The sequence below is a fragment of the Arsenophonus endosymbiont of Crataerina pallida genome (assembly GCF_964020125.1).
Taxonomy (GTDB): domain Bacteria; phylum Pseudomonadota; class Gammaproteobacteria; order Enterobacterales; family Enterobacteriaceae; genus Arsenophonus; species Arsenophonus nilaparvatae.
The window spans coordinates 1,567,238-1,584,134 of the sequence record NZ_OZ026540.1; the positions used below are offsets into that span (position 1 = coordinate 1,567,238).

A 16,897-nucleotide genomic window follows, 5' to 3' on the forward strand; every position below is an offset into this window, starting at 1 on the left:
ATTATTTGAAGATGTTGAAACTGGGTTCAATCTCTAGATACATTGTTGTTCATCCATACCTGGTCATAGTCACTGTTTGGCATGTTGGCGATGTAATTGTATGGACTTGTATTTTCTTCTGGTAAAAATTGATGCGCCTGTTTATCCAGATACAATGAGATTTTTCCTTCCCACCCTTCCCCATTTCGCTGTTTTTCCAGACACAATATGGAAGCAGGCTCTTTTAAATATTCCTGCTCTTTTTCAGTTAGTATTTGACTAGCCTCTAGTTTCTGTAACGCTCGTTCTCTGCGTTTATTTCGCCAGATGATGAAAAGGTTATCGGCAAGGTCAGTGATTGAACCTGAGCCTTTTACGTCCATTTTTCCTGTGGGTTTTTCTTCACTTTCCGATTTACGGCTGTGTGTCACTAAAATAACATGGCTTGAAGTTTTGTTTTTAAAATCACACAATGCATCCATGAAGGCTTTTTGCCCATTGTAATCATCATCGGCAAGCCCACACTTCATCAGGCTATCAATGATAAACAGATTGATACCATATCGGCGGTTAGCATATCTAAATATTTTTCCAGTAATCGTGATGATTTCGCTGTCCCTGTTAAGCCAAATAACCAGAGACTATCATCATAAAACTTAAAAGCGGACTCAATTTCTAATTGTGAGGGTAATTTAGTGCATGTTGCTTGACGGGTTAGACGCTTTAGAAATGTTGCGGGTTTTAACTCAAACGAAGCAACACAGGCTCTGATTTCTTGGCGCATCGCTTCACACAGAATATGCCCCAATATTTCACTCTTACCGTGTCCATTGACCCCATTGAGTAGCGTTAACTCAGATTCACGATAACTAAAATGGCGATTTAATGACTCCCAAGGTGTCTTGAACAAATATTCCTCTCTACCGTAGAATGCATCCAGCGTACTCTGATAAAAATCTCTCGCTGTGCAGAGTTCTTCAGGGTCAAAATAAGCGGCTGTTTCAAGGTAGTGTACAATTTCCTGTTGTGTCAGGCCAGCCTGTAAACATTCGTTAATGTCCTTGTGGGGCAATTTGACTAAACGACACCGATATTCCCCTAATCGACGAGCAATTTCCAAGGCGGCCTGTTGCCCCACTTCGTCATTGTCCATTGACAACCAGATTTCAGTAAAGCGGTCAAGATTATGAAATTCATACTCAATCCACTGTTGTTTTGCCCCACTGCCGCCGCCAAAGGGAACCGACAATGCGCTTAACCCGTACTGATGATAACTCATGCAATCAATTTCACCCTCGCATAAAATTACTGCACGGGTTGCTTTAGGTAACGCCTGCCAGCCGAACAAGCAAGGCTCGCAATCTGCTTCAACTGAAATGACCTTCTTCCCATTAGGTCTTACTGTGCTAATACGTTTAACCTGCATCAGCTCGCCTTCTCGCTTGTAAGGGAACGCTATAGCGGGTAATTCCCTGTTATCTTCAGGTGACCAGACAATCCCATCACTGACCTGAAATTCTTCTGCCGTTTTGCGGTCTATGCCTCGTGATTGAAGATATTCGTAACAGTCTTGTGGTTTACGGACGGTTTTTTTCAATGATGCGGGTTGTGGGCGTTTAAACTGTTTTTTCCGTTTTGCTTCAAATGCACCGGATTCATCCGCTATCCCTAGAAACTGTTTTGCCTCTGCCATCGCCTGATGCAAACTACAGTCCCTGACCTGAATCCATAAATCGAGTAAATCCCCCCTGTTCCCTCAGCAAAATCTGACCAAACCTTTTTGCCAGACAGATTAACTTTTAAACTTTTCCCCTGCTCACCATGCACAGAGCCAGCCACCCACTCATGACCCTCTTTTTTGCCTTCAGGTAAGAGATATTTAGCCACTCTGACAACATCAAGCCATAAGCGCTCAGATAATTCCGTAATCGTTATCATGCTTCCCTCAGATTAAATTTATCAAAACCGTATTGCACAATGCCAGCACTCAGCCAGCCGTAGTTATACCCACGGATGAGTATTGATTTGATAATTGATTTCATGATGATTTTGTTAGAAAAATACCAAGCCGTTACTAACGGTAAACGTTGATGTGGTTGTTGCTTGAGGTTTGGTTGAATGGGATTGTATTACCGGTTTGTCATCCAGCCAGCGTTTGCCATTGAGGTAAGTGGCAGGATGTAACTTTTCAAAGCCAAATTGTTTAGCCTGTAACCTCGAACGGATATCAGCCACAAGAAATTCTGCAAACTGCTCAGGTGTTTCTCCAGTCTCCTTCCGCCACAACTTGAATTGAGTTTTAAATGCGGATTTGGCGGATTGCTTACCCACTTTGCGCTGAACCTGTGGCCAGAATATGCCTTCAAACGCTAAATCAATTGGATTTTGATTTGCTTTTGCAATTTCAGAGTCTGTTTTTTTAACCTCAGATCGAACGGGTTCGATCAATATGTTTTTATTCTTTGTAGTAATCTCTGTAGTAGTCTCTGTATACGTCTTACGTTTCAACGTAGGGGGTATTCCGTTTCAACGTAACCCCTATTGCATTTTTTCGTAGGAGCTATTACAGAAACTGATTCTAGTTCAGGGTGATTATTAACCCATTGTGTGGCGTTAGTTATCTCATCAATGCGTGCAGGAACAGGTTCAATAAACAAAACATTACAACAAGCCCCGGTTGAAGTATTAATTGTACGGAGTTCTAGGGTAATAATACCTTGCGATTTCAATCGCTTTAAGGCATCAGTCACTTCTCGTTTTGTAAATCCGAACTGATCAGCAAAAGATTGATAACTACGCTGTAATTTGTCACCCTGAAAACGCTTGCGCCAGCCTTTCAGTTCGCCCGTACATTCGTCTCTGATTTCAGTTGGACGATACCAGTAAATAATTTCAGACAATAGAACAATAGCGGTGCTATCAGGCTTTCCACTTGGCATTTTGATATGATGCCACCAGTTAGCAGGGATAACATTACCAGACAGATTTAGACGCCCAATTTGGTTAACGGTCTCGGTTGGAGTAAGATGTTTCATTTACTTTCCCTCACTTAAAATGGTATATCCACGAGCGGATTCGACCTGTAGCTTAGAGTTATTATCAAGGGAGCCTATTTTTCGAACTTTTAAATACCCCTGCCTTGCCAGTGCGTTACGTTCCCGGTAGAATGCGTGCTTGCTACAACAACAGAAATCAGAAAATGCACTGTCATCAATAATCCTTTCTTCTGTACCGTCATGACTACCAGCCATTACAATTCTTACCATAATTAATCTATGAATTGGTTTAGTAAATGGATATGACATCGCAAAGTCTGATGGCGTGTTGTAATTATTGAACGATTTCATTTTGATTCCCTCATAATTGATTCTTGACGGTGTTTAAGCGTTAATTTCGCATCTTCTAATGCAGCTTTAAGCTTCTTGGCGGCTAATTCTGTGAAAGAGTGATTGAAGCTCTCTCGAATAATGTTTTTATGGATATTTGGCTGGTAAAATCGTCGTTTTTTTGGCATAATGACCTCGCTGAAATTGAAAGAAAAAAGGGAAATTCGGTGTTTCCCTTCTCCTTGAAATACTAATTAAATACAACCCTCGACTTGACATTTAGAGGCTTCATCGTTTTTTAACCTTGAAGCTTCTTTTTTTGGCAATCTCAAATGCTCCAGCATGTCTATCAGCTTGCGTATCTCTTCACCTGATATATTCGTTATGACTAAATCCTGCTTCGGTGAATCGTAGCCAATGTAATCAAGCAATTTTGCCATCTTCGGAATTATCCCATCCTCTGACTGCCATCTCGTGATTTGAGATGAATTTACACCAATAGCCTGAGCAATTCGTATTGCTGAATGCGCCTGAATGCCATTGCGTATTATGGCTTCAATGTTTTTTGCATTTGATTTGCGTGTAATTGTGGTTTCCATGTCTATACTTAATTCCATAAGTTTCAGATAATAGTTATCCCTCCCGATGGGCTGGGAATGTAAAATCTCCCAATTTCAGGGAGCCCAGGTTGTTAAAGAGCGGTAATTGTTTAGAACAATCTATTAATAAAAAATTAAATCGAATTATTTTTCAGAGTTTTTATTGTCTTATTTTGATAAAGGTTAACATCAAGCATTAGGTTCTTTTTCGTCAATTTTTCAATGAGAAGAGAATATTTCCAAGGAATAACCTCTTCCCAAAGGCTAACTGTAGATTTGGAAATATTAAGAATTTTTGCTGTAGCAACTGTACCTCCAAAATAATTAATCACATTTTTCTTAAGCATGAACTTATTTCCATCCATAGGAGATTTAACCATGTCAGGAAGTTTACACAACAAAACAAATATGATCAACATTCAAAACTTAAAATGTTTAATAATATAAACATGAAAAAAACAACTATTAATGAACGTATCATCTCGCGCATGCGAGAATTAAAGCTAAAACACAAAGACATTGTGAAAGCGACTAAAGCTTCTAAAGGAGCAGTGAGTCAATGGATCAATGGCGGGAATAAACCGTCAGCAGATTATGTGGCTGCTTTAGCCCACGTACTTAAAGTAAGTGAAAAATGGTTATTAGAAGGTGAGTTAAATGATGAAGTAAAACCGTATCATTATAAAATGAAAAAAATACCACTACTATCGCTAGAGCAGGCAGTAACATGGAGTGATAGTATTATGAATAATAATCCTTGGATAGAAACTTCGTTTAATACCAATAATTCCTGTTTTGCAGTTAAAATTAGAGGAGATTCTATGGTAAGTACAGCTGGATCAGGGATTTCACTTCCTGAAGGAGCTTTGTTAATTATTGATCCTAAATATAAAGTTAGTAGTGATCTGATAGTGGCTGCTCATTTACCTAGTTCTGATGCCATTATAATAAAAAGATTAATTATAGACGGACCAAATAATTATCTTATCTCTATAAATCCCAATTACAGACCTATCCAGATTGATACTTTAGATTGTATCATTGGTGTTGGAACTCGTATTGAGTTTGATCTTGTCTAATCCATTCTTTTTAATAACTCGCTGAACTAAAAAGTCAAATCTAAAATTCTTTTAACATAAACTGCCTGCCTAAAGTTTATATAACAAAACAAACATTGACACAATTAGTTTTGTTATATAAACTATATTACATCAACTCACTGCAACAGGCAAACGCCAGACAAGACTCCGAGTTATCTGAAACCTTGCCAGACGTTGCTAAGTAGCCAGCCTGAGGCATATGAACATGAAGGCAAGTGACGACAGTTAAGCCGTACCGCTCTTTACCGCTCTTTACCGCTCTTTACCGCTCTTTACCGCTCTTTACCGCTCTTTACCGCTCTTTACCGCTCTTTACCGCTCTTTACCGCTCTTTACCGCTCTTTACCGCTCTTTACCGCTCTTTACCGCTCTTTACCGCTCTTTACCGCTCTTTACCGCTCTTTACCGCTCTTTACCGCTCTTTACCGCTCTTTACCGCTCTTTAACACTCTTTCGCTGAAAAAGCGTAACCATAAAACACCCAAACAGTCGGTTTTGGGGTGTGTGAAATAGCCAAAATACAGTCATTAAGTTAAAACCAACACCAGGGCACTATTAATATGACTGTAAATTTGACTTGTTAGCTTTATCACACACCACCAAAACCCATTGTCAGGAGGTCATATGTGTAACTTTCATGGTTATGATAATGCTCGCCGTCGTCGACATAAGCGTAGAAGCGCCAAGCAAGCAGCCTATCACTATAACAAAGCGCTTAATATGGCATTAAAAGCAGCGTTAAATCCATCTAAACCCTCTCAGCAACAAACAACGCCAAACACTAAACGCCCTATTCTTTCACTAAAAAGAAAAGTGATAAATCGTGTAGAAAAAGCTATATCAATTCGTCCTACTAAAGTTTATGACGCATTTGATAATTGCTGTTTACCTCAAGCAGCTTTGTACAACAGCAAACGTTTTAACAATAAACCTAAATCACATTTTGGAGTTAGTGCAAATGCTTGATAATGACGAAAAAGAGCGTAAAGAATGTGAATGGTCTTGGATTGATTCAGATTATTATTGGGACGCATCTTGCGGATTTACATTTCAATTCATGGATGGTGGCCCGAAAGAAAACGACATGAACTATTGCCCAGAATGCGGAGGTAGGTTAATTGTAGAAAATACATAAGTTTCGCACTGACATATTACATTCTATTTTAGGAGAAATGATGAAATTTGAAGAATTGAGTGAAAAATCTCAAGAGAAAGCCAGCGAAGCGTTACTGTATGCATTACAGGCAGAAATGGATTCAAATCGTGCTATCGATAATGTCAGGGCGAAAGCACTTGCATCGGCTATCAGAGACGGTTTTATTGCACTTGAAACAGAAGAGCTAGAAAAAAGAGCTAGTAAAGATCCTGGTAAAAACAATAAGAATTTTGGGTTTGCCAATTCATGATGTATACGGTAACCAGGCTTCCCAATCGTCAACCAGGCTAGTCACTCATTATTGATATACCTGTTTTGTGTGTTGTCGTAAACCACAAAGGGGGCGAGCCTGACGAGCCAGAAATATCAGGAGTTAATAAAGGAAATCGCTTTTATAAGCATCAGCTATCTTAAAAAGTTCTTTTTCATTGTCACCCACAAAAAATATAAGCAAGGATTCCGTAGGGGGATAATAGCGTTCAATTATGCCTTTTTGCCTCAATTTGTTGACTATTCTGTTTTCTGTTGGTAATTCAACGATTTCGCCTGAGTCAATCATGTATTTAATTAAACTGATCTCATCATTAGTTAATGTATTTAATATTGCTTGCCTTGTTGAGCGTTTAATACGAGACCTGAATCTTCGTTTAACACCAGCTATTAAGAGCATGATTAATTGCGAAGTCACATAACTAACAAGAAACAAACAGAAATAAAGCCAGTAAGATAAAAAAATATCCGGACTACTGGAATTAATCCAGTCTTTTATTGATGAGGGTGTAATTAATATCAATAGTACAAAAATAATAAGCATATACATCAATCGGTTTAGTGTTATTCCTTGCAGGAAGAAACGAACAAATTCCTGCCACCAAGTGTTGTTCATAGGCTTAATTTTCTCACTCTGTAAGGGTGAGATTATTTTAGCCTATTTCTCTCTGTAGGGGTACAAGAGAAACCACCGAGCCTGATGTGGTGAAAAGACAGGCGTTTCAACCTAAAATTCACGCCTCCGGTCAAGCTACCGCCGGAAAATTCAATAACAAACACGAGGTTTCTATGGAAAACAAAGTTAATTCAACTGAGAAATTGGTCACTATCGGCGACAGGAAAATTGATAGGGAAATTGCCAAGTACTGTTTGGAAAAAGCGGAGCCCGCTATTTATGAGGTGGTGACACATTTAGTCAAAGAACGGTGTGAAAAAGCGGATGTCATCGAAGCAGCAAAAACGACCGCCGAGGCGATCGTAGAAGGCATGACCTCTATTTTTCGTCGTTAAAGAAATTAAGTAATCTAGAAGAATTCTCTCTTAATTTTTAGTTAAAATTTACCTTTAAGGTAAGGAACTCATTATATGCTTAAGCTCTCTACCTTTAAACGAAGAAAGCCAACCACAAGTTCGACACTGAAAGGGGAAATGGGGGAATCCAGCGCCGACCTGTTTAAGACAATTGGGGCAATACACCGATGTGATGTAGCCGCCAGAGGGATTTTTTCGAAAAGACGCTCCCATATGCTCGACAAACTCATCTTTTTCCCTATAACTCGCTATTTGCTTCTCAAATTCTATTATTTTTGCTTTTGCTTCGGACAGTTCTTTTATGGTAGCTTCATTGGATTTTCGAACTACCTCCAGCTGCTCATGGATGAAAACGATTCTCTCTCGAAGGACTTCATTGCTTTGAACGCTAGAAAGCGCCCCAATAGCATTTTTAATCGTGCCGATAAATAAATTAATATCCATGTTAAATATATTTTCTTTGACTGTGGAAAAGTCAATATATCAAATTTCCTTGACTGTGGAAAGCAAGGAACCACTGCCGCCTGAGGTGGTTAAACATTCAGGCAATCTAATCAATTTAAGGATGTGTGAATACGGCTCTGCGCTCGTGGGACAGTCAACACTATAAATTATCTTTCAAATAGCTAATAGCGTTTGATTGCGTTTACCCGTCCGTCATGACTGTAAGCGGACACCGAGAGGCACTCGGCATACATCCTATCTCACACAAATGTATAAGACCTAATCAGGTCTTTTTTATTGCCGAAATTAAGGGTAAAAAATGAACAGCGATGAATTAAGAAAAATACTTGATGAACATAAAGTTTGGGTAGAGTCGCTTGGCGAGGATGGATCTAAGGCCGACCTGTGTAGAGCCAACCTACGTGAAGCCGACCTATATGGAGCCCAACTACGTGAAGCCGACCTACGTGGAGCCAAACTATATGGAGCCAACCTGTGTAGAGCCAAACTACGTGAAGCCGACCTATATGGAGCCAACCTGCCAGAGTTTACATTTATGATCATCGGTGAAACCTATCCAATCACAATCACAAATGGAAACTATCTGCGTGCTGGATGTCAGCATCATTCGGTAGAGAAATGGCGGCAATTTACCAAAGAAGAAATCTCAGGGATGGACGGTAGAAAAGCACTTGAATTCTACCCTCGTTTACTTGACATTCTGGATTTTTACTTGGGTAAAGGTGAACGCCCTGACTGGTTAAACCAAACAGAGCAATAAGAAGGAGTCTGCTTATGGAGCTCGATAATCCACGCATTGTAACAGCGAAACATCCCAATATGGGCAATTTGGTTGGAGTAACTAATGGTAGTCGTCATTTGAGCGATGCAAAATACTTAAGCAGCATTGATATATGGAATGACGACGACATGGAAACAAGAACTTTCAAGGAAATTATACAGTGCTTAACAAAAGAAAATGAGCGTCTTAAAAAAGAGAATCGAAGGCTGATGAAGATATATCGTGAAATTGGCGGACTGTGCAGGACTTGAACCTGCAACCGAAGAATTAAATCCCCTGCTATACCATTCAGCTAACAGCCCAATGATAATTATAGTGCAAGAATTAGAAGAATTTCAGTATTGCCGTTGCAGCACTAACAATCCCTAGCATAACAGCACTTAGTTTTATAAGAAGACTATTAGTTAACGCTTCGACATCTTTGCGGACTAATGCTATGTCAGAAGATAAATCTTTGCGGACTATTTCCATGTCTTTGCGGACATTGGTTATTTCAGCAGATAAGTCTTTACGAACATCGGCAATCTCAGCAGATAAATCTTTACGAACATCGGCTATTTGAGCTTCGTTCTTCTCAAAGCGAGCAGCCATGTCTTTACGGACATCTTCTAAATCTCTCTTGGTTGCTACATCAACCGCTTCGTGCGATTCACGAACAGCCAGAGATATAGCTTTTGCCTGGTCTTTAGGTAAACCAGCACCTTCAAGCGTTTCAACAAATTTTAATGTATCAAATGCAACTTGACCCATAGGGAATCCTCCTTTTTGGTAAGTATAACGGATTTCAGGTTCAATCTGCAAAATCTTTCACGTTAATACCTTCATTCGTTTCATTACGGAGAAATATTTTTATGTCAAAATTACATCAACTGATTGCAATAGAAACTAATAGTATTAATGGCGAAACTGTCCAAACGGTTAATGCCCGTGATTTACATGCGTTTTTGGAAAGTAAGCAGGAGTTTGCTAATTGGATAAAAGATCGCATTCAACAATATGGTTTTATTGAACATCAGGACTTTTTGATAAATTTATCAAAAACCCCAAATGGAGGCCGTCCAGCAAAGGAATATCATATTTCCCTCGACATGGCGAAAGAACTATCGATGGTTGAGCGCAATGAAAAAGGGAAACAGGCAAGACAGTACTTTATTGAATGCGAAAGACAGGCAAAAACTGCTACACATGTTATTCCACAAACACTTCCTGAAGCACTACGGCTTGCCGCTGAAATGGCAGAGAAAGTTCAACACTTGTCGTTAGTTAACAAAGAGCAAAAAACCGAAATCGATAGTCTTAAAAACCTGTTCCAGGTTGGCATGTCACCAGTTCAGTTTTGCAAACAACTTAATGGCGTGAACATCAACCAGATAAATCTATTTCTAGAATCGCGTCATTTTCTCTACGACGCAGAAAAGGATATCTGCAAGCCCCATGTTTGGCGTGTTCACTCCTATGCGAGAGATACGTATCTAACCGAATCACCTTTTATCATGACAAACGATTACGGGCAACGCCAGTGTTACAAAGTTGTTCTGCTAAAAAAAGGCGCTGCATGGCTATATAACCAATACCTCAAAGGTAAGCTACCAATGAAGAAAGACTGGAACGGTGAATTCACCCACGACAAATATAGTCAGGTGGCATAAGATGACGATGAATCAGGACGTTATTATTGCTCGTATCATTGCGGCATCCAAAGATATTTTTACCTGTGAAAAATCCATTGTGACGCTGAAAGATATTTATCATTCTGCTATACGCCAATATTTACTCAAAAATGGTGACCCTAGAGCGAATTGTGGTTCACTTAGCCCAGAAAAACCGGAATACGAAGGGGTCATCAAATATACAAAGCCTCACTATAGAGCGTTAATGAAGAAAAAGCGTGAACTCTATAACGCGCATCGCCGCCACCGCAGAGCAACACAGACACTACTCAAATATCAATCAAAGAAAACGGACGAATAAAGACCGGATTCTACAAATTAATCACATCTAAATATCAATTAAGGTTTAAAAACATGAACCAGCTTAAATAGCAGGAGCTTCGCTATATCTTAAATAGTGACAGCTTCTCTCGGAAAGAATCCATAAAAATTATCCCCACCTTGCTAATCATCGCGTTGGCAAGCCTCGTTTTATTGTAAGCAAGATAGGAATAACCCATGACTTTATTTGAATTGACTCAGTTGCTCAAGGAGCAAAGAAAAAGCAATGAGCTTAAGGAGCATAACAAATATGAACATCAACGTGAAGTGCTTGGACAACAAAACGTCCCTATCAGCTGGCAGGATTTTCGAGGAGATTTTACATGAAAATGCCACGATTGACTGATGATAAGAGATGTAAGTCGAAAGAGGAAGCTATTGCTTATGCAATGCAACAAATAGAGGTTATCAAACAAGGTAAAGAACCCTTATCGCCGTCAATGAAAGAAAAACGTCAAGCAATGGAAATGTACGATAAAGAAGCAAAAGAAATAGAAAAACTAATAACCAAAACATCGACAAATTACCAACCGATAAATACAGAAAATAAAAAATACAACCCTTTCATTGGTCAAGAACTAAGAGATGGACCGTTCGGTGGAAAAATCAGAGGTGATTAGATATGGGAACAGCAACATTAATATTAGGTGAGTCAGGAACAGGAAAAAGTACCAGCTTAAGAAATCTTGATACAAGTAAAACGTTAATCGTTCAATGCATAAATAAACCGCTGCCATTTCCCACTAAACAATGGAAATTAAGAAATAGCGCTAACCCTGATGGCAATGTATATCGCACTGACCAAACCGATAATATCGTAGCCGTTCTTAAAAAAGCGCCACATGAAATTATTGTTATTGATGACTATCAGGCTGTGATGGTTAATGAACTCATGGCTAAATGTAATGAGCGAGGGTATGACAAATTCACTTCTATTGGTAAGAATGCCTGGGATGTGTTTAGAGCTGCTGGCGAGGGTTCAGCGCGTCGGCGTGTTTACATCTTGTCCCACACTCAAACCGATGACTTCGGCAGCGTTCGGATGAAAACGGTCGGTAAATTAGTTGACTCAACACTCGTACCCGAAGGGTATTTTACTATCGTTTTGCGAACACATGTATCAAACGGCTCTTACTCTTTCTCAACTCAATCAAATGGCAGTGATTGCTGCAAAAGCCCTATGGGAATGTTTGATTCTCAGCTCATTGAGAATGACCTGAACGAGATAGATAAAGTTATCTGCAACTATTATGGCATCACGCCACAACAAGAGGAAAATAAAGTATGAATCACAACGTTATTTTTACTTATACAGAAGAATCTGCCCTTGCTGCTTATCAGGGAGGTTTCATTAATGAAACAGGCGCATATGTAATCACTATTACGGAAGCTAAATTAACAAGGAGTGAAGGAGGCGCTGAGTTTATTGAATTCTCGGGTGAATCTGAGGATGGGAAAAAAGTTAACTATCTGAGTATTTGTTGTAAGAAAAATGACGGCACAGTCAACAATTTTGGTCAGAATATGGTCAATGCCATTATGGGATGCGTCGGTATTCAGCGAGTCACCTCGGTTGTTCACAACAATAACCTGGTTGCGCCAGAATTTCATGGCAAGAAAGTAGGACTTGTTTTACAAAAAATTCTGAGAACAAAGAAAAATGGTGATGAAAGTTACAGCTTTGATATCCGTATGCCATTTGTAGCAAACACTGGGCAAACGCTTTTAGAAAAAGTTGAAAACAAACCCGCTCAAGCTGTTAAAAATCTATTACGCACTCTGAAAGATAGAGACGAGCGTAGACCAACTAATACGCCAGTAAGCACTGAACAAGTAAATAATGAGTTTACCCCTTTTTAGACAAGGAGTCCCCACCATGTGGATTTTAATCTTAGCCATGTACGCCAGCCCTTACGCATCAAGTAACGTAGCCAGCCTTCATACTCAGGAGTTTGACACTGAAAACATGTGTCAATTCGCCGCTAAACAGTTTGAGTGGGAATTTGAAACTTTCAAGGATATCAACGCCAAAGCGATTTGTGTTAAGAAATAAGTTAATTTTACAAAGGTTCAACTATGAAACTTAACATCATCAAACTATTAATCACGACATTATTGTTTATCAGTGCAGCGTTCACCTTTGAAATGATAGTTGGACATCTTGCCCATGCCGATGCCGTCATTGACCCACAAATCAGGTTTAAGCGTGGCGAATTAGGCAATATCCATTTAGGCGGGCAAGAGCTACTGGTTATTAGCATCATGCTAGTGCCAGCTCTTATGGTTTATTTGGGGGTATTCCTTGATACCTTGAAGAAATAGTCACAAAACAAGAAGTCATTACCCCACCTAGCTTATTCCACTTAATTAATACTCATTCATCAATTTTAATATTGAAGGATAACTACATGAAAAATTTAATAAATATACAAAATGTTATGCTTCCTAACAGTGAAACAATAGACTCGCAACAATTACTGTTCATGGTTAACGAAACACGAAAAGAATATGGTGAATCACCTATTAGAAATAACGTCTTTATTGATCGCATTAAAGATGAACTTGAAGGAGAGACCTACAAAATTTTTGTAGGTCAAAAAAACGGCGCTGATATTGAAATTATCGAAATGACGCTTAAGCAAGCCCTCCGCGTTGCCGCCCGTGAATCTAAAGCGGTTCGCCGCTCGCTAATTGATAAACTGGAGCAGCAAAGTAAACCACAAAGCGCCAATGAAATTATTGCAGCAATGGCATTAGCTAACGTTGCACAGGAGCGTCGGTTAAAGAGTATTGAACATCAGGTAGAGCAAGTCTCAGAAGAAATCGAACATATCAAACAAGGCACTATCCCAGCCGGTTTCCAAGGCTATAGCCATCTGAAAACAAAGTATGGCTTGAGTGATGCGAAATGTCGGCAATTAGTCATGGCGTGGAATGTGCCTTGCAAAAAAGTGCCCCATGTTGCGCCAGGCGGCCAAATTACCCAAATGTCAGTGGTTGATGAAGCAGCCTTTAGAAGTGCACGGCATAACATGATGCTTCAGGCTGAGAAACGTGGCAGTCAGTGGTATCATCCCAAAATGGGGCGCTTTGCTATTTCAGAATAGGAAACTAAATAATGACTGATTTTGTGCCGATATCAACCGGTATTTTTAACGAGAAACAAGGATGTTTCACTTATGCCGATGCTATCAATATGCTCGACTCTGGTAAATTTGATAACGATTTAAAATCTGGATGCACGCTTGTAGGAGCCATATCCAAGGGATGGGAGCATAATTACTTTTCACCCACCGTAGACCAACGTGTAAGTATTTGGCGCTGGATAGTGGCCACTTGCTTTATTATCGAGCAAACCAAAAAGAACGGGATAGTTGAAGTTCAAAATGAGGAGGGTAGCATCGATATTGCGGCGCTTTACGCGAACGACACATCATCAATAACCATTTACCCTGCGGCTGAACGCTTTGCTTTAGCTAATCATGTTGAAAGCATTGCTATTGAGAAGTATGGCAGAGAGCAAGGGCTGGAAATGGCCATCAGGATGTATAACGGTTTTATTACGACTACACCTGAAGACGGGATGATTTTATCTGATTTTGGTCGTGAAAGTCTGACAACGCTCCATGAAGACTATTTAAAGATGCTGCAAGATGAAGGTATACCATTACCTGTCATGGTTCACTAGCAATTACTCAAGAAATCAACCGCTATTTGGTATTTCCGAGCAACTTTAAAAAAGACCAGCGCAAGGCTGGCCAACACCAGGGAAAATGTTGCTGTTAACCAACACACAACAGAAACAAGACTACCATAAATAATTGAATTTGATCAAATTTTGATCAACATTTACATTCATGTAATCAATAACCGGAGAAATACTATGAATAACATCCATGAATACAGAACAACGTTACATCATGTCAAAGCAGGGATGCAGGTTATTTATCATGGTGAGATGATGACAATAATCAGGTTGCGGGAGAAGAAATTAACAAACAAAGGATTGATATATCAATTTGATACCGATGGAGAAAGTGGAACATTAACCGGAAATGGCGGTAATAAAATCACTGTGTTAGAAAAAATAGACGACTTGCATAAAAGTAAAAGTTGGTATGTTTAGGAGATGAAGTGAAGTATGACCTGATACTCGCAGACCCACCCTGGCAATACCAAAACAAAGCATCAAACGGCGCAGCACACAATCACTACAACACCACTGACTTTTACGCCCTCACCCGATTACCCATAGAAACCATCGTTAATGATAACTCCGTACTCTGCATGTGGTACACGGGGAACTTTGCGCTGGAAGCTATCCGGTTAGCAGAAGCATGGGGATTTAAAGTCAAAACCATGAAGGGATTTACTTGGGTCAAGTTGAATAAGTTAGCCAAAGAGCGGATTTCTAAAGCTATCGAAAAAGCCAAGCTGTCTGATGCTGATGACTTTCTGGCATTACTCAATGCTGAAACACGCATGAATGGCGGTAATTATACCCGCAGTAATTCAGAAGATTGCTTAATTGCCATCAAGGGGAAAGGACTAGAACGCAAGGACGCTTCCATCAAACAAGTTATCTACGCCTGTCTCGGTGAACATAGCCAAAAACCCAAGGAAGTCCATTACCGATTAGAAAAACTCTACGGTGACGTGAAACGTATCGAACTTTTTGCTCGTGACAAAGTGCAGGGGTGGGATGTGTGGGGCAATGAAGCACCTGAGAATAGTGTGAGTTTTTGAATAATCTACATCTGAAAATGTACAGAGGTGAATATGTTTTACGAATGCGTACCAATCTCAAAATATTGTGAGTTATTTGGTGAATCAACCGAAGCAATAAATAAACGTTTACAAAGGCAATTTTGGCAAGAAGGTGTTCAAGTTTTAAAAGTTGAAGGTTCAAAAGAGCGTTGGATTGATATTAGGGAGGTAAACAAATGGGCCAGAAAAAACAAAATGAAATTAATATTCCCAGAGGAATAATGATCCGTAAACATAAAGCTGGCTCTACAATTAATATATCTTTTACATATAAAGGCTTGAGATGTAGAGAACCTTTATCAAATCTAGAAGTTAACTCTAAAAATATAAAGTATGCAGAGCGTTTATTAGCAACTGTCTTGAACGTTAAAATTATGGAGAAACGTGATGGTACGACTCATTCCATTCTTCGTTCTTTCTGAGCATCGCGTTCAGGATAGTCAGCAGCTTGCGCATACAGGCGACCAGCGCCACTTTTTTGGCTTTTCCCGCTGCAAGCAGACGCATGTAAAAGGCTTTTATCACCGGATTAAAGCGAGTTGCTACAAGCGCGGCCATATAAAGTGCTGTTCGGACTCCGTCCCTTCCGCTAAATATGGTTCGCCGACCACGCATGGTACCCGAGTCCCGGTTTATGGGGGCAACGCCTACAAGCGCGCTAATAGCTCGCCTCGAGAGGCTGCCCTGTTCGGGAAGCTCCGCCAACAACGCAGCAACTGTCATGGTACCAACCCCTTTAATGCTGCTCAGCCTAGCGGCCAGATCCTTAAAGTGGTTCCTTATGTGGTTGTTCATATCCTCATCGATTCTGGCAAGTTCATCTTCCAGCGCCTTGATGATGATGTTGATGCTTTTTCTATTCTGTGGATGTGCGGTATACAGCCTATTACGTTCTGCCACCAACATTGTAATCAACTGGCGTCTGCGTACGACCATCGCAGCAAGAACCTGACGTTCTGCATTTGGCAGAGTCCGGATAAAGCGCTCTCGCTCCGGATGTCGATTAATAACCTCTGCCATTTGTGCAAGCACTTTGGCATCAATACGGTCAGTTTTTGCCAGATAGCCCATAGCGCGGGCAAAGTCTCGGGATTGTCTGGGATTGATCACAGTGACGTCAAAGCCTTCAGCCTGGAGCGAGCAGGCCACAGTAGCTTCAAGCCCGCCAGTTGCCTCCATCAGAACCAACACCACCGAATGCTTTCTCAATTCGGCGATAATGGCATCAAAACCGTCAGAGTCATTACTGACCGTAAACTGTGCAATATCACAGCTGGCTGCTATGTCCAGCGTTGCTTTAGAAACATCAATACCCACACAAAGTGGATTTGGCTGACTCATGATTACCCATCCTTGCAAATGCGTTATGGAGTACGGACAACTGTTCGGGTTTCAGATGAGTGGCTCAGTGTATGCGCCGGTCGCTAATTA

At 40.2% G+C, this 16,897-nt stretch carries 31 protein-coding genes and 2 pseudogenes; 22 read left to right on the plus strand and 11 right to left on the minus strand.

Features of this window, described 5'->3' with window-relative positions; genetic code table 11:
- Positions 1–26: 26 nt before the first annotated feature.
- The 7 genes and pseudogenes from AACL31_RS08330 to AACL31_RS08360 form a co-directional block, all read right to left on the minus strand.
- Positions 27–1,914 (minus strand): annotated as a pseudogene (locus AACL31_RS08330) (toprim domain-containing protein).
- A 117-nt stretch (positions 1,915–2,031) separates the two neighbouring features.
- Entirely contained in the window at positions 2,032–2,427 is a 396-nt protein-coding gene (locus AACL31_RS08335; RefSeq protein WP_339053266.1) for a DNA replication O domain protein, read from the minus strand.
- Between the two features lie 56 nt (positions 2,428–2,483).
- Positions 2,484–3,014, minus strand: a complete 531-nt coding sequence (locus AACL31_RS08340) for a hypothetical protein (RefSeq protein ID WP_339053920.1) — start codon at positions 3,012–3,014, stop codon at positions 2,484–2,486.
- Positions 3,015–3,245: a transcriptional regulator gene (locus AACL31_RS08345; RefSeq protein ID WP_339053232.1), complete on the minus strand. Its 231-nt coding sequence runs from the start codon at positions 3,243–3,245 to the stop codon at positions 3,015–3,017.
- A gap of 77 nt (positions 3,246–3,322) precedes the next feature.
- A complete protein-coding gene (locus AACL31_RS08350) occupies positions 3,323–3,493 on the minus strand; it encodes a DUF2740 family protein (protein WP_310513258.1) in 171 nt (56 codons plus the stop codon).
- 66 nt (positions 3,494–3,559) lie between these two features.
- Positions 3,560–3,904, minus strand: coding sequence for a CII family transcriptional regulator (locus AACL31_RS08355; RefSeq protein ID WP_339053921.1), 345 nt, complete (start codon positions 3,902–3,904; stop codon positions 3,560–3,562).
- A 134-nt stretch (positions 3,905–4,038) separates the two neighbouring features.
- Entirely contained in the window at positions 4,039–4,251 is a 213-nt protein-coding gene (locus AACL31_RS08360) for a Cro/CI family transcriptional regulator (protein ID WP_310513184.1), read from the minus strand.
- 102 nt (positions 4,252–4,353) lie between these two features.
- Here AACL31_RS08360 and AACL31_RS08365 point away from each other — a divergent pair, with 102 nt between their 5' ends.
- The 5 genes from AACL31_RS08365 (at position 4,354) to AACL31_RS08385 (ending at position 6,410) form a co-directional block, all read left to right on the plus strand.
- Positions 4,354–4,983, plus strand: a complete 630-nt coding sequence (locus AACL31_RS08365; RefSeq protein ID WP_310513183.1) for a LexA family protein — start codon at positions 4,354–4,356, stop codon at positions 4,981–4,983.
- A gap of 236 nt (positions 4,984–5,219) precedes the next feature.
- The gene (locus AACL31_RS08370; RefSeq protein WP_339053922.1) at positions 5,220–5,450 is read left to right on the plus strand and encodes a hypothetical protein; all 231 of its coding nucleotides are present in this window, start codon (positions 5,220–5,222) and stop codon (positions 5,448–5,450) included.
- 178 nt (positions 5,451–5,628) lie between these two features.
- Positions 5,629–5,970, plus strand: coding sequence for a hypothetical protein (locus AACL31_RS08375; RefSeq protein WP_339053923.1), 342 nt, complete (start codon positions 5,629–5,631; stop codon positions 5,968–5,970).
- Positions 5,963–6,139 (plus strand): hypothetical protein, encoded by a 177-nt coding sequence (locus AACL31_RS08380; RefSeq protein ID WP_339053556.1) that lies wholly within the window; start codon positions 5,963–5,965, stop codon positions 6,137–6,139. Before AACL31_RS08375 ends, AACL31_RS08380 begins: the two co-directional genes overlap by 8 nt.
- A gap of 37 nt (positions 6,140–6,176) precedes the next feature.
- Positions 6,177–6,410, plus strand: a complete 234-nt coding sequence (locus AACL31_RS08385; protein ID WP_310513607.1) for a hypothetical protein — start codon at positions 6,177–6,179, stop codon at positions 6,408–6,410.
- A 123-nt stretch (positions 6,411–6,533) separates the two neighbouring features.
- On the opposite strand, the gene AACL31_RS08390 is transcribed toward AACL31_RS08385, so the two are convergent.
- Positions 6,534–7,046, minus strand: coding sequence for a super-infection exclusion protein B (locus tag AACL31_RS08390; RefSeq protein ID WP_310513606.1), 513 nt, complete (start codon positions 7,044–7,046; stop codon positions 6,534–6,536).
- An 89-nt stretch (positions 7,047–7,135) separates the two neighbouring features.
- Between AACL31_RS08390 and AACL31_RS08395 the strand changes: the two genes are divergently transcribed.
- On the plus strand, positions 7,136–7,441 hold the full coding sequence (locus AACL31_RS08395) for a hypothetical protein (RefSeq protein ID WP_310513605.1): 306 nt from the start codon (positions 7,136–7,138) through the stop codon (positions 7,439–7,441).
- Between the two features lie 54 nt (positions 7,442–7,495).
- Here the strand turns inward: AACL31_RS08395 and AACL31_RS08400 are convergent, their stop codons facing one another.
- Positions 7,496–7,906, minus strand: a complete 411-nt coding sequence (locus tag AACL31_RS08400; RefSeq protein ID WP_310513604.1) for a hypothetical protein — start codon at positions 7,904–7,906, stop codon at positions 7,496–7,498.
- A 319-nt stretch (positions 7,907–8,225) separates the two neighbouring features.
- Between AACL31_RS08400 and AACL31_RS08405 the strand changes: the two genes are divergently transcribed.
- Together AACL31_RS08405 and AACL31_RS08410 are read left to right on the plus strand one after the other, a co-directional pair.
- On the plus strand, positions 8,226–8,687 hold the full coding sequence (locus tag AACL31_RS08405) for a pentapeptide repeat-containing protein (protein WP_339053924.1): 462 nt from the start codon (positions 8,226–8,228) through the stop codon (positions 8,685–8,687).
- A 14-nt stretch (positions 8,688–8,701) separates the two neighbouring features.
- Entirely contained in the window at positions 8,702–8,959 is a 258-nt protein-coding gene (locus AACL31_RS08410) for a hypothetical protein (RefSeq protein WP_339053226.1), read from the plus strand.
- Between the two features lie 73 nt (positions 8,960–9,032).
- Here the strand turns inward: AACL31_RS08410 and AACL31_RS08415 are convergent, their stop codons facing one another.
- On the minus strand, positions 9,033–9,458 hold the full coding sequence (locus AACL31_RS08415; protein WP_339053925.1) for a coiled-coil domain-containing protein: 426 nt from the start codon (positions 9,456–9,458) through the stop codon (positions 9,033–9,035).
- A 101-nt stretch (positions 9,459–9,559) separates the two neighbouring features.
- Here AACL31_RS08415 and AACL31_RS08420 point away from each other — a divergent pair, with 101 nt between their 5' ends.
- The 14 genes and pseudogenes from AACL31_RS08420 to AACL31_RS08485 form a co-directional block, all read left to right on the plus strand.
- The gene (locus AACL31_RS08420; protein ID WP_310513587.1) at positions 9,560–10,357 is read left to right on the plus strand and encodes an antA/AntB antirepressor family protein; all 798 of its coding nucleotides are present in this window, start codon (positions 9,560–9,562) and stop codon (positions 10,355–10,357) included.
- Between the two features lies 1 nt (position 10,358).
- Entirely contained in the window at positions 10,359–10,679 is a 321-nt protein-coding gene (locus AACL31_RS08425) for a hypothetical protein (protein WP_310513104.1), read from the plus strand.
- A 197-nt stretch (positions 10,680–10,876) separates the two neighbouring features.
- Positions 10,877–11,026, plus strand: a complete 150-nt coding sequence (locus tag AACL31_RS08430; protein WP_290607096.1) for a hypothetical protein — start codon at positions 10,877–10,879, stop codon at positions 11,024–11,026.
- A complete protein-coding gene (locus AACL31_RS08435; RefSeq protein ID WP_310509880.1) occupies positions 11,023–11,319 on the plus strand; it encodes a hypothetical protein in 297 nt (98 codons plus the stop codon). The genes AACL31_RS08430 and AACL31_RS08435 overlap by 4 nt, the downstream gene beginning before the upstream one ends.
- Positions 11,320–11,321: 2 nt before the next feature.
- Positions 11,322–11,987, plus strand: a complete 666-nt coding sequence (locus AACL31_RS08440) for an ATP-binding protein (RefSeq protein ID WP_310513103.1) — start codon at positions 11,322–11,324, stop codon at positions 11,985–11,987.
- Positions 11,984–12,559, plus strand: a complete 576-nt coding sequence (locus tag AACL31_RS08445; RefSeq protein WP_310513102.1) for a DUF669 domain-containing protein — start codon at positions 11,984–11,986, stop codon at positions 12,557–12,559. Before AACL31_RS08440 ends, AACL31_RS08445 begins: the two co-directional genes overlap by 4 nt.
- A gap of 16 nt (positions 12,560–12,575) precedes the next feature.
- A complete protein-coding gene (locus AACL31_RS08450) occupies positions 12,576–12,752 on the plus strand; it encodes a hypothetical protein (RefSeq protein WP_310513101.1) in 177 nt (58 codons plus the stop codon).
- A 23-nt stretch (positions 12,753–12,775) separates the two neighbouring features.
- Positions 12,776–13,021, plus strand: coding sequence for a hypothetical protein (locus AACL31_RS08455; RefSeq protein WP_339053926.1), 246 nt, complete (start codon positions 12,776–12,778; stop codon positions 13,019–13,021).
- An 86-nt stretch (positions 13,022–13,107) separates the two neighbouring features.
- The gene (locus AACL31_RS08460) at positions 13,108–13,806 is read left to right on the plus strand and encodes a hypothetical protein (protein WP_339053927.1); all 699 of its coding nucleotides are present in this window, start codon (positions 13,108–13,110) and stop codon (positions 13,804–13,806) included.
- A gap of 11 nt (positions 13,807–13,817) precedes the next feature.
- Positions 13,818–14,387 (plus strand): hypothetical protein, encoded by a 570-nt coding sequence (locus tag AACL31_RS08465; protein ID WP_310513203.1) that lies wholly within the window; start codon positions 13,818–13,820, stop codon positions 14,385–14,387.
- Between the two features lie 195 nt (positions 14,388–14,582).
- Positions 14,583–14,825, plus strand: coding sequence for a hypothetical protein (locus tag AACL31_RS08470; protein WP_339053279.1), 243 nt, complete (start codon positions 14,583–14,585; stop codon positions 14,823–14,825).
- Positions 14,826–14,833: 8 nt separating this feature from the next.
- On the plus strand, positions 14,834–15,445 hold the full coding sequence (locus AACL31_RS08475) for an MT-A70 family methyltransferase (RefSeq protein ID WP_339053567.1): 612 nt from the start codon (positions 14,834–14,836) through the stop codon (positions 15,443–15,445).
- 33 nt (positions 15,446–15,478) lie between these two features.
- Positions 15,479–15,688 (plus strand): excisionase, encoded by a 210-nt coding sequence (locus AACL31_RS08480; RefSeq protein WP_310513660.1) that lies wholly within the window; start codon positions 15,479–15,481, stop codon positions 15,686–15,688.
- Positions 15,643–15,831: pseudogene (locus AACL31_RS08485) on the plus strand (Arm DNA-binding domain-containing protein); the annotation flags it as partial. The gene AACL31_RS08480 and the pseudogene AACL31_RS08485, both read left to right, overlap by 46 nt.
- A gap of 7 nt (positions 15,832–15,838) precedes the next feature.
- Here AACL31_RS08485 and AACL31_RS08490 read toward each other — a convergent pair.
- Entirely contained in the window at positions 15,839–16,807 is a 969-nt protein-coding gene (locus AACL31_RS08490; RefSeq protein ID WP_339053928.1) for an IS110 family transposase, read from the minus strand.
- Positions 16,808–16,897 lie beyond the last annotated feature (90 nt).

Excerpts from the sequence above, each read along its gene's own strand:
- AACL31_RS08420 (WP_310513587.1), top strand. The coding sequence starts at position 9,560 with ATGTCAAAATTACATCAACTGATTGCAATAGAAACTAATAGTATTAAT.
- AACL31_RS08490 (WP_339053928.1), bottom strand. The coding sequence starts at position 16,807 with ATGAGTCAGCCAAATCCACTTTGTGTGGGTATTGATGTTTCTAAAGCA.
- AACL31_RS08340 (WP_339053920.1), bottom strand. The coding sequence starts at position 3,014 with ATGAAACATCTTACTCCAACCGAGACCGTTAACCAAATTGGGCGTCTA.
- AACL31_RS08355 (WP_339053921.1), bottom strand. The coding sequence starts at position 3,904 with ATGGAAACCACAATTACACGCAAATCAAATGCAAAAAACATTGAAGCC.
- AACL31_RS08465 (WP_310513203.1), top strand. The coding sequence starts at position 13,818 with ATGACTGATTTTGTGCCGATATCAACCGGTATTTTTAACGAGAAACAA.
- AACL31_RS08445 (WP_310513102.1), top strand. The coding sequence starts at position 11,984 with ATGAATCACAACGTTATTTTTACTTATACAGAAGAATCTGCCCTTGCT.
- AACL31_RS08410 (WP_339053226.1), top strand. The coding sequence starts at position 8,702 with ATGGAGCTCGATAATCCACGCATTGTAACAGCGAAACATCCCAATATG.
- AACL31_RS08455 (WP_339053926.1), top strand. The coding sequence starts at position 12,776 with ATGAAACTTAACATCATCAAACTATTAATCACGACATTATTGTTTATC.
- AACL31_RS08385 (WP_310513607.1), top strand. The coding sequence starts at position 6,177 with ATGATGAAATTTGAAGAATTGAGTGAAAAATCTCAAGAGAAAGCCAGC.
- AACL31_RS08405 (WP_339053924.1), top strand. The coding sequence starts at position 8,226 with ATGAACAGCGATGAATTAAGAAAAATACTTGATGAACATAAAGTTTGG.
- AACL31_RS08425 (WP_310513104.1), top strand. The coding sequence starts at position 10,359 with ATGACGATGAATCAGGACGTTATTATTGCTCGTATCATTGCGGCATCC.
- AACL31_RS08440 (WP_310513103.1), top strand. The coding sequence starts at position 11,322 with ATGGGAACAGCAACATTAATATTAGGTGAGTCAGGAACAGGAAAAAGT.
- AACL31_RS08430 (WP_290607096.1), top strand. The coding sequence starts at position 10,877 with ATGACTTTATTTGAATTGACTCAGTTGCTCAAGGAGCAAAGAAAAAGC.
- AACL31_RS08450 (WP_310513101.1), top strand. The coding sequence starts at position 12,576 with ATGTGGATTTTAATCTTAGCCATGTACGCCAGCCCTTACGCATCAAGT.
- AACL31_RS08460 (WP_339053927.1), top strand. The coding sequence starts at position 13,108 with ATGAAAAATTTAATAAATATACAAAATGTTATGCTTCCTAACAGTGAA.
- AACL31_RS08470 (WP_339053279.1), top strand. The coding sequence starts at position 14,583 with ATGAATAACATCCATGAATACAGAACAACGTTACATCATGTCAAAGCA.
- AACL31_RS08365 (WP_310513183.1), top strand. The coding sequence starts at position 4,354 with ATGAAAAAAACAACTATTAATGAACGTATCATCTCGCGCATGCGAGAA.
- AACL31_RS08380 (WP_339053556.1), top strand. The coding sequence starts at position 5,963 with ATGCTTGATAATGACGAAAAAGAGCGTAAAGAATGTGAATGGTCTTGG.
- AACL31_RS08435 (WP_310509880.1), top strand. The coding sequence starts at position 11,023 with ATGAAAATGCCACGATTGACTGATGATAAGAGATGTAAGTCGAAAGAG.
- AACL31_RS08480 (WP_310513660.1), top strand. The coding sequence starts at position 15,479 with ATGTTTTACGAATGCGTACCAATCTCAAAATATTGTGAGTTATTTGGT.
- AACL31_RS08415 (WP_339053925.1), bottom strand. The coding sequence starts at position 9,458 with ATGGGTCAAGTTGCATTTGATACATTAAAATTTGTTGAAACGCTTGAA.
- AACL31_RS08390 (WP_310513606.1), bottom strand. The coding sequence starts at position 7,046 with ATGAACAACACTTGGTGGCAGGAATTTGTTCGTTTCTTCCTGCAAGGA.
- AACL31_RS08345 (WP_339053232.1), bottom strand. The coding sequence starts at position 3,245 with ATGGTAAGAATTGTAATGGCTGGTAGTCATGACGGTACAGAAGAAAGG.
- AACL31_RS08400 (WP_310513604.1), bottom strand. The coding sequence starts at position 7,906 with ATGGATATTAATTTATTTATCGGCACGATTAAAAATGCTATTGGGGCG.
- AACL31_RS08360 (WP_310513184.1), bottom strand. The coding sequence starts at position 4,251 with ATGCTTAAGAAAAATGTGATTAATTATTTTGGAGGTACAGTTGCTACA.
- AACL31_RS08350 (WP_310513258.1), bottom strand. The coding sequence starts at position 3,493 with ATGCCAAAAAAACGACGATTTTACCAGCCAAATATCCATAAAAACATT.
- AACL31_RS08375 (WP_339053923.1), top strand. The coding sequence starts at position 5,629 with ATGTGTAACTTTCATGGTTATGATAATGCTCGCCGTCGTCGACATAAG.